Here is a 15,704-nt window from a genome sequence, read left to right on the forward strand (position 1 = left end):
CGGGCGGTGTATCTGTCGATGCGCTGCCCGGGTCGATCAGCCGCGCACGTCGGGTGTGTCGACCGTGCCTTCGGCGGGGGCGCGCTTCAACAGCACGGCCAGCACCGGCGGCGTCACCATCGCCGTTAGCAGCGACATCGCCACAATGATGGCGTACATGCGGTCGCTGAACACGCCAGCCGCAAGGCCGAGGCTGGCAATCACCACACCCACTTCACCGCGTGGCACCATGCCGAAGCCGACGAGGGTGGCGCTGCGCTTGCCGAGTGAGAGCGCACCGAGAAAGCCGCCAGCGAGTTTGGAGATGATCGCGATCACGGTGACTACGGCGAGCATGATCAGCGCATCAGCATTGCCGAGCTGGTGCAGGTCGATCTTGCTGCCGGTGATGACGAAGAAGAACGGGGTGAGCAGGGCGAGCAGCGGCTGCACCTGTTTCTCCAGCGTGTGCTGCTGGCGCGTTTCCGAGGCGATCATGCCGGCGAGGAAGGCGCCGATAATGGCGGCCAGGCCGAACAGGGTGGAGACGTAAGCCAGGCCGAGGCACAGCGCCAGCACCACAGCGAGTGCGGAGTGCTGTCCATGCGGCTTGTCCAGCCAGCTGGAATTCCAGCGCATGGCGCGCGCGCCGCCCAGGCCGATCACCGCGATGAAACCGATGGCACCGGCCAGCGTGGTAACCAGGTGCATCACGTTGAAACCTTCGCCGCCCTGCAGCGACACCACCACGCCAAGTAGCAGCATGGCGAGGATGTCGTCGATCACGGCAGCGCCGAGGATCACCTTGCTCTCGGTGCGCTGCAGCGCGTTCAATTCCTGCAATACGCGTGCGGTGATGCCAGCAGAAGTAGCGACGAAAGCGGCCGCAACAAATAGCGACTTGCCCCAATCGAAGCCGCTGGTATGCGCCCACACGCCGCCCATGGCGAACGGCACGATGACGCCGAGCACGCCGACGAGGAAGGCCACTTTGCCGACCTTCTTCAAATCTTCCAGTCGCGTTTCCAGACCCACTGCGAACAACAGCAGCACCACGCCGATCTCAGCCAGCACATCCAGCGGCGTGCCGACGGCGATCTGGTCGGGGGTGATCCAGCCGAGCAGCGAGGGACCGACCACGCAGCCCGCGGCGATCTCGCCGACGACACCAGGCAGCTTCAGGCGCTGGGCGATCTCACCACCGATCTGCGCCGCGACGAAGACGATGAAAAGGGTCAGCAGAATGTCGGCTGCGTGATGCATGCGGGGGTCCTTCCGAAAGCAAATATGCCTGGGATGCTACACGGTTGCGCGCTTGGGGGCATCGCGGCCCAGGCGGCTGAAAACCCAGCTGGCCGTGGCGGTGACGATGCCCAGCAGCAGCACGGTCCAGCGGAATGCGCCCACGTAGTCGTCGTGCGCGTGGCCTTGCAGCAGAGCCTCCATCAATAGCGAGGCCAGCGCGATGCCGAAGCTCATCGAGAGGTACTGCGCGGTGGAGGCCATCGACGACGCCATCGAGGCGTATTTCACGTCGAGGTCGTTGTAGATCAGCGTGTTCATGGCGGTGTACTGCAGACCCATGAAGCCGCCGTAGACGAACACCATCGGCGCGATCACCCATATCGGCGAGGTCTTGCCCAATAGTGCGAATGAGGCCAGCAGCACGGCAACGATCAGCGTATTGGTGAGCAGGAAGCGGCGATAGCCCATGCGCGTGAGTAAGCGGTTGATCACCCACTTCGCACAGATCGAACCCAGTGCTTGCGGCACCATCATCAGGCCGGCCATGGTGGGTGACCAGCCGCAACCGACCTGCAGGAACAGCACCAGCAATAGGAACATGCCGGAGACGCCGAGGCGGGTGAACAGGTTGCCAGCGAGCGATACCCATACGCTGCGCACGCGCAGCAGGGCGAGGTCGGCGACCGGGTGGGCGGTGCGACGGCTATGCCATACATAGATGCCGCCAAAGATCAGCGCGAGCACGCCGCTGATAGCGATCCTGGGCCATTGCCCGCCGCCGCCGCTGGCGACTTCCGACGCGGTCAGCAACATCGCCGAAGCCGTGGCAAACAGCAGGAAGCCGAGCATATCGAAGCGGTGCGGATCGTCCAGGCGGTAATCCGGCATCTCGCGCCGGTTCATCCAGTAACCGATGATGCCCACCGGTACGTTGATCAGGAAGATCAGGCGCCACGAGGTGTATTGCGCCAGCAGGCCACCGAGCAGCGGGCCTAGTACGGAGCCTAAAAGACCGACGGTGGCCACGGTGCTCATGGAGCGCACGAAGTCGCGCTTGTCGATGCTGCGCACCAGCACATAGCGGCCCACCGGCATCAGCGCTGCGCCACCTAAACCCTGCAGCACGCGTGCGGCGACCAGTTGGGGCAGCGTTTGCGCCATGCCGCATAGCAGCGAGCCGATGGTGAACACGGCGATGGCTGCGGCGAACACGCGCCGTGTGCCGAAGCGATCACATACCCAGGGGCTGGCAGGAATGAAAATAGCCAGGGTCAGCACGTAGCTGGTCAGCGCGATGCGCATGCCCAGCGGCGTAACGCCCAGTGCTTCGGCCATGGCGGGCACGGCGGTGTTGACGATGGTGGAGTCGAGCGCCTGCATAAAGAAGGCGGCGGCGACCAGCCAGATCAGGCCGCGGTAGCGTTCGCGCGACGAAACGGGCGGAGGTGTGCCGGTTTCGGGACCGGTGGGGCCGGAAGGTGGGGGCACTTCCGTGGCGGCGAAATGTTCGGGCATGACCTGCACAATGATAGCTGCTATGGCACCTTGCTTTTCGCAGTGGGCGCCACCAAAGTCAGGACAGTTTCACCACGAATCCGATCGAACACGGGGTCGCCATGCGATGTCGTTTCGACCACCGCGCCGGGGCGTCCTCGCCTCGGCGCGTCTTTTTGTACCCATGGCGCGGGAGCGCGCCTATAGATAGGACATCGTCATGAGTATCAAGCCACCCATCGTTCTCTCCCGTCTCGACCTAGAGCGCATCGAAGCCTTGCTGGAGCGCATGCCGCTTGCGCAGGCGGAGGGTTATGCCACCTTGCGCGCCGAGCTGGATCGAGCGGAGGTGCTGGAGCCGGCCGCCATGCCGAACGACGTGGTGACCATGAATTCCCGCGTGACCTTCGAGGATGAGGCGCAGGGCGAAAAGCTCACCTTGACCTTGGTGTATCCGGCTGCGGCGGGTGCCGCCGGTACGGTGTCGATCCTGGCGCCCGTTGGTAGTGCGTTGCTGGGCTTGACCAAAGGTCAGCACATTGACTGGCCGACACCCGATGGCAAGCAGCGGCGGCTGCATGTGCTGGGGATCGAGTATCAGCCGGAGGCGGCGGGGCATTTGCACCGTTGAGCTTTACTCCTCTCCCTGTTCACAGGGGGAGGTTGGGAGGGGGTAGCTCTTGCGACAACCTTTCCCGAGCACTTTCTCAAGTACTTACCCCTCCCCAACCCTCCCCTGTCCCACGGGACTAGCTTCGCGTCGCAAGCAGGGGAGGGAGCAAAAGCACTAATCCCACTTCTTTTGAAAGCCCACCTGGAACCCCCCAGGCAGCAAGCCCACGATCCACGGCGACTTGCGGTGCTCAGCCCACAAGCCCACGCCCACGCCTAGCGCGGCGCCGGCCAGTACGTCGGTCTGCCAGTGCGCATGGTTCTTCATGCGCGCCACGGCGTCATAGACCGGCAACAGGGCCAGGGCATAAACAGCGGGGTGCTCGTCGCCATAGGTGGCGATGATCGGCGTTACCGCGGCGGTGATGGTGGACACCTCACCGCTGGGGAAGCTTTGTGCGTGGATGCCCTGAAACCATTGGTTGGGGCTTTTCGACTGGGTGGGGCGTTTGCGCTGGAAGGTCCATTTCAGGGCCTGGGCGCTGACGCTGGTGACCACGATGGAGTCCACCGAGCGCCACAGCGTATCGCCCAGCTGGTTGTCGTCGCCCAGCCATAACGCGCCGCCGGCGACGGAAAGCACGGTGCCGTAGAGCAGCACCTGCTGGTTGCTGCGCTTCCAGATGCCGGTGTTGTCGTAGTGAATGGTGTGGTCGATGCCGAGAGGGCCGCCTCCCGCCCAGGCGTTCTCAGGCAGCAGGGTTGTACACAGAACGATAACAAGCAGAAGCAGGATAAACCGCAGCGTGCGCATGGCCGTGTCCTCCCGCGGCAGGCGAACGCCGCCGCACCCGAGGGCGACCGTAGACCCGTCCGCTTTCGGGCGGCTTACTCGCTAAACTTCCCGAATGAACCAACGCCACACCACCACCATCCAGACCCGTGCCGCCGAGCTGCGCGAGCGTATCGAGCAAGCCAATTACCGTTATCACGTTCTCGACGACCCGGAGATCACCGACGCCGAGTACGACCGCCTGATGCGCGAACTGGAAGCGCTGGAGGCCGAGCATCCGGAGCTGGCTGCCGACGACTCGCCGACCCGCCGCGTCGGTGCTCGCGCGCAGGGCGGTTTTGCCGAAGTGCGTCATGCGCTGCCGATGTTGTCGCTGGGCAACGCTTTCGAGCAGGAAGGCGAGGGCGATCGCGAGCGCTTTCGCGAGGTCGCGGAATTCGAGCGGCGCATCGAGCAGACGCTGGATCGCCGCGAGCCGGTGTTCTCGGTGGAGCCCAAGCTCGATGGCCTGGCGATCAGCCTGCGCTACGAGAACGGCGTTTTCATGCAGGGCGCGACGCGCGGCGACGGCGAGACCGGCGAAGACGTGACCGCCAACCTGCGCACGGTCGGCGCGATTCCGCTGCGCCTGCGTGGAAGTGGCTGGCCGCGTGTACTGGAAGTACGCGGTGAAGTAATCATGCTGCGCAAGGATTTCGAGGCCTTCAACGAGCGTGCCCGCGCACAGGGCGAGAAGACCCTGGCCAATCCGCGCAATGGCGCCGCCGGTTCGCTGCGCCAGCTCGATCCGGCGATCACCAAGAAGCGCAAGCTCAGTTTCTTTGCCTACGCCATCGGCGTGGTGGAGGGCGGCGAGATGCCGCCGACGCATTCGCAGACCCTGCAGAAGCTGCGCGAGTGGGGCTTTCCGGTGTCGCCGGAAGTAGGCACGGCACGCGGCTTCAAGGGGTTGATCGCGTATTACCACCGCATCGGCGAGAAGCGCGACAAACTGCCGTACGACATCGATGGTGTGGTCTACAAGCTGGACGATTACGCCGGCCAGCAAGAGATGGGTTTTGTCTCGCGCGCGCCGCGTTGGGCCATCGCGCATAAATTTCCGGCGCAGGAACAGACCACCACGGTGGAGGCGATCGAGATTCAGATCGGCCGCACCGGTGCGGCGACACCGGTAGCGCGGCTGGCGCCAGTGCAAGTGGCTGGCGTGACGGTGACCAACGCGACGCTGCATAACGCCGATCAAGTAGCGCGCCTCGATGTGCGCGTGGGCGACACGGTGATCGTGCGCCGCGCGGGTGATGTGATTCCGGAAGTGGTGCGGGTGATTCCCGAGCATCGCCCGCCGCACACGGTGCCCTGGACGATGCCAGCACACTGTCCTGTATGCGGATCCGCACTATTGCGCGAGGAGGGCGAGGCGGCGTGGCGTTGCTCGGGCGGCCTGATCTGCGCGGCACAGCGCAAGGAAGCTCTGATCCATTTCGCGGCGCGTCGTGCGATGGATATCGAAGGCATCGGCGAGCGCTTTGTCGATGCGCTGGTTGACTTTGGCTACGTGCACACGCCGGCCGATCTGTATCGCCTGACCCTGGACGATTTCCTGGAGATGAAGCGACGTGCCGACGAGCGCGACGGCACCACCCCGGAAACAGTGAAGCAGGGCAAGGTTGCCACCAAGTGGGCCGAGAACCTGATTGAAGGCATCGAAGCCAGCAAGCACACGACCCTGCCGCGTTTTCTGTTTGCGCTGGGCATCATGCATATCGGCGAAAGCACCGCGAAGACGCTGGCCGCGTGGCTGGGTCGCCTGGAATACGTGCGCACCACACCGGAGCCGGTGTTGCAGGTGCTGCCGGATATTGGGGGCGAAGTTGCGCGTTCCATTGCGGGTTTCTTTGCGCAGGAAGGCAATCAGAAAGTGGTGGACGATTTGCTGGCGTCCGGCATCGTATTCAGCGATGAGGCCGAGCCTTCGCCCAAGCTGCGCGGCAAGCTCGGTCTGGATGTATTGCTGGATATGGCCAAGGTGTCCAAGCTGGGTCCGAAGAGCACCAAGCAGTTGGTCCAGCACTATACGAATCTGCAGCAGCTGATCCGCGCCGGGCAGGCGCAGTGGGTGACCGCGGGTGTGCCATCGGCGGCGGCGATCAACCTGGAAGCCTATCTGGCCGACGAGGCGAATCTGGTGCCGCTGCGTGAGGCGGCGGCGGCGATGCAGCGCCTGCTCGATGCCATTCCCTCGAGTGCTGGCGCTGCCACTGCACCACTCGAGGGGCTGACCGTGGTGCTCACCGGCACGCTTGCCACGCTGGGGCGCGACGATGCCAAGGATCGACTAGAAGCGCTGGGTGCGAAGGTGTCCGGCTCGGTATCAAAGAAAACCAGTTTCGTGGTGGCGGGCGAAGCGGCCGGTTCCAAGCTCGACAAGGCGCAGGAGCTGGGCGTTGAAGTATGGGATGAAGCACAGCTCCTGGCGCTGCTGGCCAAGCACGAGGGAAGAGCATGACCACGCATGATGGCGATCGGGTGATTCCGCTGGTGCGTCGCGCGCCGCTGCAACTGCGCGCACGCCTGAATGCGTTGATCCGTTCTTTCTTCGCCGAGCGCGGTGTATTGGAAGTAGAAACGCCGATCCTGTCGGCGGCCGGCAATACCGATCCGAATATCGAAAGCTTCAGCGCGAGCTTCAGCGGTCATGTGGACGCCGGCCCGCGCGAACGCTGGCTGCGCACGTCGCCGGAATATCCGCTCAAGCGTTTGCTCGCTGCCGGCGTGGGCGACTGCTACGAGATGGGCCGGGTGTTTCGCAATGGCGAGGCGGGTGGGCGACACAATCCCGAATTCACCATGCTCGAGTGGTACCGCGTCGGCTGGGATCATCGTCAGCTGATGGAAGAAAGCATTGCGCTGGTGGAAGCCGCGCTGGCGCTGGTGCATCGGCGTGCGGAAGTGGTGGTGGAAAGTTATCGTCAGCTGTTTCTCGACGAGCTGGGGCTGGATCCGCTGCATGCCAGCATCGATGAGCTGCGCGCACCGCTAGCCGAGTACGGCATTGATCCGGAGGGGCTGCGGCGCGACGACTGGCTCGATCTGTTGATCACGCACAAATTGCAGCCGGTCTTTCCGCGCGACCGCGTGACGGTGATTCACGACTACCCGGCCAGCCAGTGTGCGCTGGCGAAGATCCGCCCCGGCGATCCGCCGATGGCCGAGCGCTTCGAGCTGTATCTGGGGCGTTACGAACTCGCCAACGGTTATCACGAGTTGAACGACGGTGCTGAGCAGCGTCGGCGCTTCGGGCGCGACAACGCGATGCGTCGCGAGCGCGGCCTGCGCGAAGTGCCGCTGGATGAGCATCTGCTGGCGGTGCTGGATGCGATGCCCGATTGCGCCGGGGTTGCTATGGGTATGGAGCGGTTGCTGATGTGTCTGGCAGGCACGGATGCGATTGCGGATGTGTTGGCTTTTCCGTTTGCGGATGCCTGAAGCGCCTCCATTTTTTGTTGCACGCTTCTGCCCCTCCCCCTGCTAGCGACGCGAAGCTAGTCCGTGGGACAGGGAGAGGTTGGGAGGGGGTGAGCCTTTGCGACGACGCTACAAAGCTTGCTGGGCTTGACCCCACCCCAACCCTCCCCTGCTGCACGCAGGGGAGGGAGTAATTGGTGCAAGCCTGGAGTGCTGCATCACGCAGGGGAGGAAGTAATCGGTGCAAGGCCGCTAGCTGAATTGCCCGCAAAGTTCCGATTGACTCGCCCGCGGCAGCCACGCAGAGTGGCCGCGTGCCAATACTTGTGAGGCTTCGATGAAACCCAGCGTACCCGGCCTGATCCTGATTGTGATCGGCGTGCTGTTCCTGATGCGCAACCTTGGCTTCGACCTGCACTTGGGTCAGCTGTTCGTGACCTGGTGGCCGCTGGCGCTGATCGCGCTGGGCGTCGGCATGCTGTTCAAGGGCAATCTGCCCAAAGCCTGACGCCGCGGTTTACCTGTAGGAGCGCACCCTGTGCGCGAAAGCCGGTCGAAAAGGCATCAAAAAAAGAGGGATCCGGCCTTCGCCGGATCCCTCTCTCGTTTCTTTCGTCAGTCCTTGCTTTCCAGCAGATGACGATAGATTAGGCCGCCAACCGCGCCGCCAATCAGCGGGATTAGCCAGAACACCCACAGCTGCTGGAGCGCCCAGCTGCCCTGGAACAGCGCCACGCCGGTGCTGCGTGCCGGGTTCACCGAGGTATTGGTGACCGGAATGCTGATCAGGTGGATCAACGTGAGCGCGAGGCCGATGGCGAGCGGGCCGAAGCCGGCCGGTGCGCGCTTGTCGGTGGAGCCGTGGATCACGATCAGGAAGAACGCGGTCAGCACCAGCTCGGTCACGATGGCCGCATGCAGCGAATAGCCGCCCGGCGAGTGATCGCCGTAACCGTTGGAGGCGAAGCCCGCACTGGCGTCGAAACCGGCCTTGCCGCTGGCGATCACGTACAGCACGGCGCCTGCCGCGATGCCGCCGATGACCTGCGCGACGATGTAAGGCAGTACGTCTTTGGCCGGGAAGCGGCCGCCGGCACACAGGCCCACGGTTACTGCCGGATTGAAATGGCCGCCCGAGATGTGGCCGACCGCGTAGGCCATGGTCACTACGGTGAGGCCGAAGGCGAGCGCGACGCCCGCGAAGCCGATACCAAAATCAGGAAAGGCGGCCGCCAGAACAGCGCTGCCGCAACCACCGAACACCAGCCAGAACGTGCCGAACAATTCGGCGGTAAAACGCTTGCCCATACTCATGAGTAGGTCTCCTTGCGAATAGCGGGAAGGGAAATCCAAAAAGTTTGTTACCCCTACTGCCCAGGCTCTCCCTGCCCAAGCGCCGGGCTAGCCTAGCAAACTGGTCAGGCGAGGCATATGGGAGCGTGTCCGATAGCGCCTGCGGCAGGCTCCATGTTTGGTGCTATGTTGCCCGCCACCTTTCGATGCCCGCACCGCAGCCACCGATGATGCAAGCCGCTCCGTCAGTGCCCACGCTCGACCCGTCCGCCTCGCTTACCCGCAACGATTTCCGCACGCTGTTCCTGGCGGCCCTGGGTGGTGCGCTGGAGTTCTACGACTTTGTAGTGTTCGTGTTCTTCGCGTTGCCGCTCAGCGAGCTGTTCTTTCCGAAGGGCACCGCGCCATGGCTGGCGCAGCTGCAGGTGTACGGCATTTTTGCGGCGGGCTATCTCGCACGGCCGCTGGGCGGCATCGTGATGGCGCATTTCGGCGACCGGCTGGGGCGCAAGCGCATGTTTACGCTTAGCGTGTTCCTGATGGCCCTGCCTACGCTGGCGATCGGCCTGCTGCCGGTGCATGCGCAGGTCGGTCTGCTCGCACCGGTACTGCTGTTGTTGTTGCGCGTGGTGCAGGGCATTGCCATCGGTGGTGAAGTGCCGGGTGCATGGGTGTTCGTGGCCGAGCACGCGCCGAGGGGCAGGGTGGGCTTTGCCTGCGCCAGTCTTACCTCTGGCCTGACGGTAGGCATTTTGATCGGATCGCTGACAGCGGCGTGGATCAATCATCACCTCAGCCACGATCAGGTGCTGGCCTGGGGCTGGCGTATGCCGTTTCTGCTTGGTGGCGTGTTCGGATTCATCGCCGTGTGGTTGCGCCGCTGGCTGAGCGAGACACCGGTGTTCGCCGCGATGCGCGAGCGCAAGGAGCTGAGTCGGGAGCTGCCGCTACGCGCGGTGCTGCGGTCGCATCGCGGCGCGGTGGTGACGTCAATGTTGGTGACCTGGATGCTGACGGCGGCGATCCTGGTGCTCATCCTGATGCTGCCGAACCTGGCGCAGAAGCAGTTCGGACTGAGTCCCGATGTGGCGTTCCTCGGCAACAGTCTCGCGGCGTTTTTCCTGTGCCTGGGATGCATCAGCTATGGCTGGCTGGTGGATCGCATTGGTGATCGCCAAGCTCTGCTTGCGGGTTCACTAGCCTTGTTGGCGGGGACCTACGTTTTGTTCGGCGATCTGGCAAGTGGTGGTCAGCACTTTCTGGTGCTGTATTCGCTGGTGGGTTTCCTGGTCGGCACGGTCGGCGTAGTACCTACGGTGATGGTGATGGCCTTTCCGGCACCGATTCGCTACTCCGGGCTGTCGTTTGCGTACAACGTGGCGTATGCCGTGTTCGGTGCGAGTACGGCTACCTTGATCGAGGTGTTGGCCGAGCGCGTGGGGCGCATGGCGCCGGCGCATTACGTAGCAATCACCGCGGTGGTGTCGGCCGTGGTGGCCGTTTATTTGCTCAAGCAGAGGCGCGAGGCCCTGTAGGAGCCCACCCCCGGACTCGATCCGGTGGTGCACTCCTACCTAGAATTCCAGTTCTTGCGCGGCGCAGAGATAGTCGATCATCGGCGAGATGCGCTTGAAGGTGGCGACGATCCACGGCAACAGCTCGGCTGAGCAGGCGAGCTTTTCGTCGAAACCTTCGCCGGCGGCGAAGTCCTTGCGCTTGATGTCGTCGATCAGTTCATGTGCCGGATCAAAGCCCCGCGGCGGGCGGCTGAGCGCTTCGCCCCAGAAGGTGAAGTGCTCGCGGAACGTTTTGCTCTGGGTGGCTTTTTTCCAGGCGGTGGGGTTATCGGCCAGGAACGCGCGAAGGCGCTTGAGCGCGTCGGGTTCCGGATGCCACATGCCACCACCGGCAAAGCAGTCGCCCGGCTGGATGTGTACATAGAACGATGGCGCCGGGATCTCATGGCGCCGCTCGTGGAAGAAGCGCGAGCCCTGCCATGGTTTGTATGGCAGCTTGTTGTTGGAGAAGCGCGTGTCGCGGTAGATGCGGAACAGCGAGCCGCCGTTCTTGCGCGGGTCGGCGCGGTAGTGCGGGCTGATCTTGGCCAGCGGGGCTTGCAGGTCGGTGATCAGTTCCAAGAACGGATCGCGCACGTCGCGATCGTAATCGGCCTTGTGCGCCTGGAACCATTCGCGGCTGTTGTTGCGGTCGAGCGCGCGCAGGAAGCGGAACGTGGCGGGCGAGAAGTAGCTCTTCGGCATAGGGCTATCAAGGATCAGGCGGTGAGGGGAAGGAGGTCGGCGGTCAGATGCTCGCCCCACAGTTGCAGTTGATCGAGCAGGGACAGTTTGCCGGAATCTCCGGCAAGTTCGACACGCAGCGCGGCGATGCGGGCGAAGTAATCGTCCATAGTCAGGTTGGTCAGCGGACCCGGCTTGAGCAGGCGGTGGCGGCGGAAATGCTCCCAGCGCGCGCGCTCGTCGGCGGTAAGTGTCTCCGGCCAGTTGCGGGCGCGATAGCGGAAGAGCAGCTCCGGATAGCGCGGATCGCGGAAGGGGAAGTTGCGCGCGCCCAGCTGTTCCGGCGGTGTGGCGCGCACATCGGCCAGCAGACGCTTGTCGGCATCGGGCAGGAAGCCGCCGTAGATGGCGAGTTCGGGATCGGCCGGGGGCGGCAGTTCGGCGGCGCGCTGAAACACCAGGCGCAGTTTCGCGGCGAGTCCGTCGATGCTGGCGAGCAGGTCGCGATGGGCGAGGCACTGCTCGACATCCAGCTGCAGCCGCGCGGTGTCGACACCTTTGAGTACCGACAGCGGCGCCAGCGCCGGAGCCCGGTTGGCGCGCACGGTGCGCAGTGCGATGCGCTCGATGCCTTCGGGCAGATCCGCGCGCGAGGTGAATACGCGGTCGGCGATTTCGTCCGCATCCAAGGCCAGCAAATCACTGGGGTCGGCGGCGAGGTCGTACACGATTACCTCGCCCGGCCGGCTCGGGTGCTGAGCCAGCGGCGCGATGAGGGTCAGGCAGTGACGGCTGGCCGGATAGCGCGACGACACGTGCACCACCGGCGTCATGTTCACCACATCGAGCAACTCGAACACTTTCTGTTTCCGGCGCAGGCCGAAGTACCAGTCCCACAGCCGTGGCTGGCGCACCCGGATCAGGCGGGCCAGATCGATCAGTGCGTGCACGTCGGAGAGCGCGTCATGCGCGCGCTCCTGCTGGAGATGATTGGCGGTGGCAAGGTGTTCCAGTTTGAAGCTGGGCGAGCCGTCCTCGCGGGTGGGCCATTCGATGCCTTCGGGCCGCAGGGCTTCGCACATACGCACCAGGTCGATCAGGTCCCAGCGCGAATTGCCGTTCTCCCACTCGCGCCCGTAGGGCTCGTAGAAGTTGCGGTAGAGCATCTGCCGGGTGAACTCATCGTCGAAGCGCAGCGAGTTGTAGCCCACGCCGCAGGTGCCGGGTGCGGCCAGCTGCTCGTGCACGCGCGCGGCGAAATCGGCCTCGCTCACGCCTTCGCGCTCGGCGTGCTGCGGGGTGATGCCGGTGATCAGACAGGCCTCGGGGTGAGGAGGCATTTCGCGTGGCGGTTTGCCGAAGAACATCACCGGTTCGCCGACGATTTCCAGTTCCATGGTGGTGCGGATGCCGGCGAACTGCAGGGGGCGGTCGCGCCAGGCATCGGCACCCGAGGTCTCGTAGTCATGCCAGAAGAAGGTCTGCATGGCCGGGATCATCGCATGGCATCCAGGCGCCGGTTAGGTCTCTGCGGCTGTGGCGCCTGCTGCTAGACTGCGCGCCCAGGAGGGAGCATGAATCAAGCCAACGACGACAATCTGATCTGGATCGATCTGGAGATGACCGGTCTCGATACCGACAACGACTCCATTCTTGAGATCGCCACCATCGTCACCGACAAGGACCTGAACATACTGGCCGAGGGCCCGGTGTTCGCCGTCCGCCACGCCACGGAGCAGTTGGAGGCGATGGATGCGTGGAACCGCAACCAGCATCGCCGGTCTGGCCTGTGGGAACAGGTGCTGGCCTCCACCGATGACCACGCCGCCGCCGAACAGGCCACGCTGGATTTCCTCAAGGCTTGGGTGCCCACCGGCAAGTCGCCAATGTGCGGCAACTCGATCTGCCAGGATCGCCGTTTCATGCACCGCCAGATGCCGCGTCTGGAGCGTTATTTCCATTACCGCAACCTCGATGTGTCGACACTCAAGGAGTTGTCGCGCCGCTGGTCGCCGAGTATCGGCAAGGGCTTCAGCAAGGAGTCCGCGCATACCGCGCTGTCGGATATCCGCGACTCCATCGACGAGCTGCGTTACTACCGTCAGTACATGGGTGCGCTGGGCGGCGCCGGTTGATTCATCACCATGCCGCGACACGCCTGAGTGCCGCGCGATCCGGGAGTGAACATGTCCGCTGAATTATTCGCCCCTGTCCTCGATTGCGCCGGTCGCCCGCTGCGGCTGGACCGGCCGCGCGTGGTGGGCATCCTCAACGTCACCCCCGATTCGTTTTCCGATGGCGGCAGCCACGCCAGCACCGAAGCTGCGGTGACGCATGGCCTGCGTCTGGCGGAGGAGGGCGCGGACATGCTCGACGTGGGCGGCGAATCCACCCGCCCCGGCGCCGACGAGGTGCCGCTGGAGGAAGAGCTGCGCCGGGTCATTCCGGTCATCGAGCAACTGGCGGCCCGTACTTCGCTGCCGATCGCTGTCGATACTTCCAAGCCGGAAATGATGCGCGCTGCCGTAGCCGCGGGCGCGGGCATGATCAACGACGTCTACGCGCTGCGCCGCGAAGGGGCGCTGGATGCGGCAGCCGAGCTGCGTGTGGCGATCTGCCTGATGCACATGCAGGGCGAGCCACGCAGCATGCAGGCCGAGCCGCATTACGACGATGTGGTGGGCGACGTGCATCGCTTTCTCACGGATCGTCTGTTTTCCTGCGAGCTGGCGGGCATCGACAAGCGGCAGGTGTTGGTTGACCCGGGCTTTGGCTTCGGCAAGACGCTGGAGCACAACCTGGCGCTGCTACGCGCGCTGGAGCGTTTCGGCAACCTCGGCAGCGGCGCTTACGTGGGCCTGTCGCGCAAGTCGATGATCGGCACGCTCACCGGCAAGGCCGAGCCCGCGCAGCGCGTGGCCGGTTCGGTCGCTGCCGCGGTGATCGCGGTGCAACGTGGCGCACGTATGGTGCGTGTACATGATGTGGCCGCTACGGTCGACGCTTTGAAGGTTTGGCATGCCGTGGCTGCAGGGGAGCCGGCGGCGCGCCGTGAGAGCCGTCCGGCCATGCCGCGCTGGCCAGACGACGAATAAACATAACGACGATGGCGCCCCGCGCGGCGCGCGTGTACAGGATCCCCTATGAGCGAACGCAAATACTTCGGTACCGACGGCATCCGCGGCCCGGTGGGCCAGTGGCCGATCAGCGCGGATTTCATGCTGCGGCTGGGCCATGCGGCGGGTATCGCGCTGGCGCGCAATGCGAAGTCGCGGCCGAAGGTGCTGATCGGCAAGGACACCCGCGTGTCCGGTTATATGTTCGAGTCCGCGCTGGAGGCCGGCCTGGTTGCTGCCGGCGTGGATGTGGGCCTGCTTGGCCCAATGCCGACGCCGGCGGTGGCATTCCTCACGCGCTCGCTGCGCGCGCAAGCGGGTATTGTGATCAGCGCGTCGCACAATCCGCATCAGGACAACGGCATCAAGTTCTTTTCGGCGACCGGCGAAAAACTCTCTGACGAACTGGAAGAGGCCATCGAGCAGGAATTGGACGGCGACTTCACTACTGTTGCCTCCGAGCGGCTGGGCAAGGCGACCCGCGTCGATGACGCGGTCGCGCGTTACACCGAATTCTGCAAGGCCACGGTCGACGAGCATTTCAGCCTGCGCGGTTTGAAGCTGGTACTGGACTGCGCCAACGGCGCGACCTACCAGGTGGCGCCCCGTGTGTTCTCCGAGCTGGGCGCGGAAGTGATCGCCATCGGAGACCGGCCCGACGGGTTCAATATCAATCGCGGCGTGGGCTCCACCCATCCGCAGGCGCTGCAGCTGGCGGTGCTGGAGCATCACGCGGATCTCGGTATTGCCTTCGACGGTGATGGCGATCGCGTGCAGATAGTCGATCGCAACGGTCTGCTCGCCGATGGCGACGACATGCTCTACGTGCTGGCCTGCGCCTGGCAGGCGCAAGGTCATCTGAAAGGACCAGTGGTCGGCACCTTGATGAGCAACTACGGCCTGCAGCAGGCGCTGGACAAGCTGGGCGTGCCGTTGATCCGCGCCAACGTCGGCGATCGTTATGTGCTGCAGCAACTCAAGCAACACGGCGGACTGCTTGGTGGTGAAACCTCCGGTCACATTCTGTGCTTGGATCGCGCCACCACCGGTGACGGCATCGTCTCCGCGCTGGCCGTACTGGAGGCGCTGGGCGGGCTCGATTTCGCCGATGCGCGCCAGGGTCTGCACAAGACGCCTCAGCTCATGATCAATGTCCGCGCCGATGGTGCCCGCGAGGCGCTGCATAGTGAGGCCGTGAAACAGGCTTTGGCCGAGGCGGAGCAGACCTTGCTGGGCCGGGGCCGGGTGGTGCTGCGCGCCTCCGGTACTGAGCCGCTGGTGCGGGTGACCGTGGAGGCGGCTGACGAGGCCGAGGTGAAGCGGATAGCGGAGAAGCTGGCGGAGGTCGTAAAATCCTCCGCCGAACGCTCGTGAGCCAGTAAGAGCACGCCTCTTGCTCAGGTCGCCAAGGATTGGCCCGACGTGCCCCGCCCCTGCGGTGGCGGACTGAATCGACCGCACGCCAAC

Annotated in this window: 14 protein-coding genes; 8 read left to right on the top strand and 6 right to left on the bottom strand. The window is 64.4% G+C overall.

Annotated features, from left to right (window positions below; all coding sequences use genetic code 11):
- Positions 1-36 precede the first annotated feature (36 nt).
- Together BM338_RS12830 and BM338_RS12835 are read right to left on the bottom strand one after the other, a co-directional pair.
- Positions 37-1,242, bottom strand: a complete 1,206-nt coding sequence (locus BM338_RS12830; protein WP_090451335.1) for a cation:proton antiporter — start codon at positions 1,240-1,242, stop codon at positions 37-39.
- A 36-nt stretch (positions 1,243-1,278) separates the two neighbouring features.
- The gene (locus BM338_RS12835; protein ID WP_090451336.1) at positions 1,279-2,739 is read right to left on the bottom strand and encodes an MFS transporter; all 1,461 of its coding nucleotides are present in this window, start codon (positions 2,737-2,739) and stop codon (positions 1,279-1,281) included.
- 199 nt (positions 2,740-2,938) lie between these two features.
- Between BM338_RS12835 and rnk the strand changes: the two genes are divergently transcribed.
- The gene (rnk, locus tag BM338_RS12840; protein WP_090451337.1) at positions 2,939-3,349 is read left to right on the top strand and encodes a nucleoside diphosphate kinase regulator; all 411 of its coding nucleotides are present in this window, start codon (positions 2,939-2,941) and stop codon (positions 3,347-3,349) included.
- Positions 3,350-3,505: 156 nt separating this feature from the next.
- On the opposite strand, the gene BM338_RS12845 is transcribed toward rnk, so the two are convergent.
- Positions 3,506-4,144, bottom strand: a complete 639-nt coding sequence (locus BM338_RS12845) for a phosphatase PAP2 family protein (protein WP_090451338.1) — start codon at positions 4,142-4,144, stop codon at positions 3,506-3,508.
- Positions 4,145-4,238: 94 nt separating this feature from the next.
- Here BM338_RS12845 and ligA point away from each other — a divergent pair, with 94 nt between their 5' ends.
- The 3 genes from ligA (at position 4,239) to BM338_RS21615 (ending at position 8,096) form a co-directional block, all read left to right on the top strand.
- Complete coding sequence (gene ligA, locus BM338_RS12850; protein WP_090451339.1) at positions 4,239-6,629, top strand: NAD-dependent DNA ligase LigA; 2,391 nt, start codon at positions 4,239-4,241, stop codon at positions 6,627-6,629.
- Entirely contained in the window at positions 6,626-7,609 is a 984-nt protein-coding gene (gene epmA, locus BM338_RS12855) for an EF-P lysine aminoacylase EpmA (RefSeq protein ID WP_090451340.1), read from the top strand. The genes ligA and epmA overlap by 4 nt, the downstream gene beginning before the upstream one ends.
- Positions 7,610-7,925: 316 nt before the next feature.
- On the top strand, positions 7,926-8,096 hold the full coding sequence (locus BM338_RS21615; RefSeq protein WP_177229338.1) for a LiaI-LiaF-like domain-containing protein: 171 nt from the start codon (positions 7,926-7,928) through the stop codon (positions 8,094-8,096).
- A 107-nt stretch (positions 8,097-8,203) separates the two neighbouring features.
- Here the strand turns inward: BM338_RS21615 and aqpZ are convergent, their stop codons facing one another.
- On the bottom strand, positions 8,204-8,902 hold the full coding sequence (aqpZ, locus tag BM338_RS12860; RefSeq protein WP_218156348.1) for an aquaporin Z: 699 nt from the start codon (positions 8,900-8,902) through the stop codon (positions 8,204-8,206).
- Positions 8,903-9,129: 227 nt separating this feature from the next.
- Between aqpZ and BM338_RS12865 the strand changes: the two genes are divergently transcribed.
- Positions 9,130-10,416, top strand: a complete 1,287-nt coding sequence (locus BM338_RS12865; RefSeq protein ID WP_218156364.1) for an MFS transporter — start codon at positions 9,130-9,132, stop codon at positions 10,414-10,416.
- A gap of 39 nt (positions 10,417-10,455) precedes the next feature.
- Here the strand turns inward: BM338_RS12865 and BM338_RS12870 are convergent, their stop codons facing one another.
- Positions 10,456-11,142 carry a DUF2461 domain-containing protein gene (locus BM338_RS12870; RefSeq protein ID WP_090451341.1) on the bottom strand — a complete coding sequence of 229 codons (687 nt, stop codon included), beginning with the start codon at positions 11,140-11,142 and terminating at the stop codon, positions 10,456-10,458.
- A gap of 14 nt (positions 11,143-11,156) precedes the next feature.
- Positions 11,157-12,608, bottom strand: coding sequence for an exodeoxyribonuclease I (gene sbcB, locus BM338_RS12875; protein ID WP_090452501.1), 1,452 nt, complete (start codon positions 12,606-12,608; stop codon positions 11,157-11,159).
- An 87-nt stretch (positions 12,609-12,695) separates the two neighbouring features.
- On the opposite strand from sbcB, the gene orn reads away from it, so the two are divergent.
- Genes orn through glmM form a run of 3 tightly spaced genes read left to right on the top strand, consistent with a single transcriptional unit; the run spans position 12,696 to position 15,611 of the window.
- On the top strand, positions 12,696-13,256 hold the full coding sequence (orn, locus tag BM338_RS12880; RefSeq protein ID WP_090451342.1) for an oligoribonuclease: 561 nt from the start codon (positions 12,696-12,698) through the stop codon (positions 13,254-13,256).
- Between the two features lie 51 nt (positions 13,257-13,307).
- On the top strand, positions 13,308-14,216 hold the full coding sequence (gene folP, locus BM338_RS12885; RefSeq protein ID WP_177229339.1) for a dihydropteroate synthase: 909 nt from the start codon (positions 13,308-13,310) through the stop codon (positions 14,214-14,216).
- 48 nt (positions 14,217-14,264) lie between these two features.
- Complete coding sequence (gene glmM / locus BM338_RS12890) at positions 14,265-15,611, top strand: phosphoglucosamine mutase (RefSeq protein WP_090451344.1); 1,347 nt, start codon at positions 14,265-14,267, stop codon at positions 15,609-15,611.
- Positions 15,612-15,704: the final 93 nt, after the last annotated feature.

This window comes from Dyella sp. OK004 (assembly GCF_900114495.1).
Classification (GTDB): domain Bacteria; phylum Pseudomonadota; class Gammaproteobacteria; order Xanthomonadales; family Rhodanobacteraceae; genus Dyella_D.

Bases quoted from the DNA above. Each gene is read 5' to 3' on its own strand.
- rnk (WP_090451337.1), top strand. From the start codon at position 2,939: ATGAGTATCAAGCCACCCATCGTTCTCTCCCGTCTCGACCTAGAGCGC.
- BM338_RS12835 (WP_090451336.1), bottom strand. From the start codon at position 2,739: ATGCCCGAACATTTCGCCGCCACGGAAGTGCCCCCACCTTCCGGCCCC.
- glmM (WP_090451344.1), top strand. From the start codon at position 14,265: ATGAGCGAACGCAAATACTTCGGTACCGACGGCATCCGCGGCCCGGTG.
- folP (WP_177229339.1), top strand. From the start codon at position 13,308: ATGTCCGCTGAATTATTCGCCCCTGTCCTCGATTGCGCCGGTCGCCCG.
- BM338_RS21615 (WP_177229338.1), top strand. From the start codon at position 7,926: ATGAAACCCAGCGTACCCGGCCTGATCCTGATTGTGATCGGCGTGCTG.
- epmA (WP_090451340.1), top strand. From the start codon at position 6,626: ATGACCACGCATGATGGCGATCGGGTGATTCCGCTGGTGCGTCGCGCG.
- BM338_RS12870 (WP_090451341.1), bottom strand. From the start codon at position 11,142: ATGCCGAAGAGCTACTTCTCGCCCGCCACGTTCCGCTTCCTGCGCGCG.
- BM338_RS12845 (WP_090451338.1), bottom strand. From the start codon at position 4,144: ATGCGCACGCTGCGGTTTATCCTGCTTCTGCTTGTTATCGTTCTGTGT.
- ligA (WP_090451339.1), top strand. From the start codon at position 4,239: ATGAACCAACGCCACACCACCACCATCCAGACCCGTGCCGCCGAGCTG.
- aqpZ (WP_218156348.1), bottom strand. From the start codon at position 8,902: ATGAGTATGGGCAAGCGTTTTACCGCCGAATTGTTCGGCACGTTCTGG.
- orn (WP_090451342.1), top strand. From the start codon at position 12,696: ATGAATCAAGCCAACGACGACAATCTGATCTGGATCGATCTGGAGATG.
- BM338_RS12830 (WP_090451335.1), bottom strand. From the start codon at position 1,242: ATGCATCACGCAGCCGACATTCTGCTGACCCTTTTCATCGTCTTCGTC.
- sbcB (WP_090452501.1), bottom strand. From the start codon at position 12,608: ATGCAGACCTTCTTCTGGCATGACTACGAGACCTCGGGTGCCGATGCC.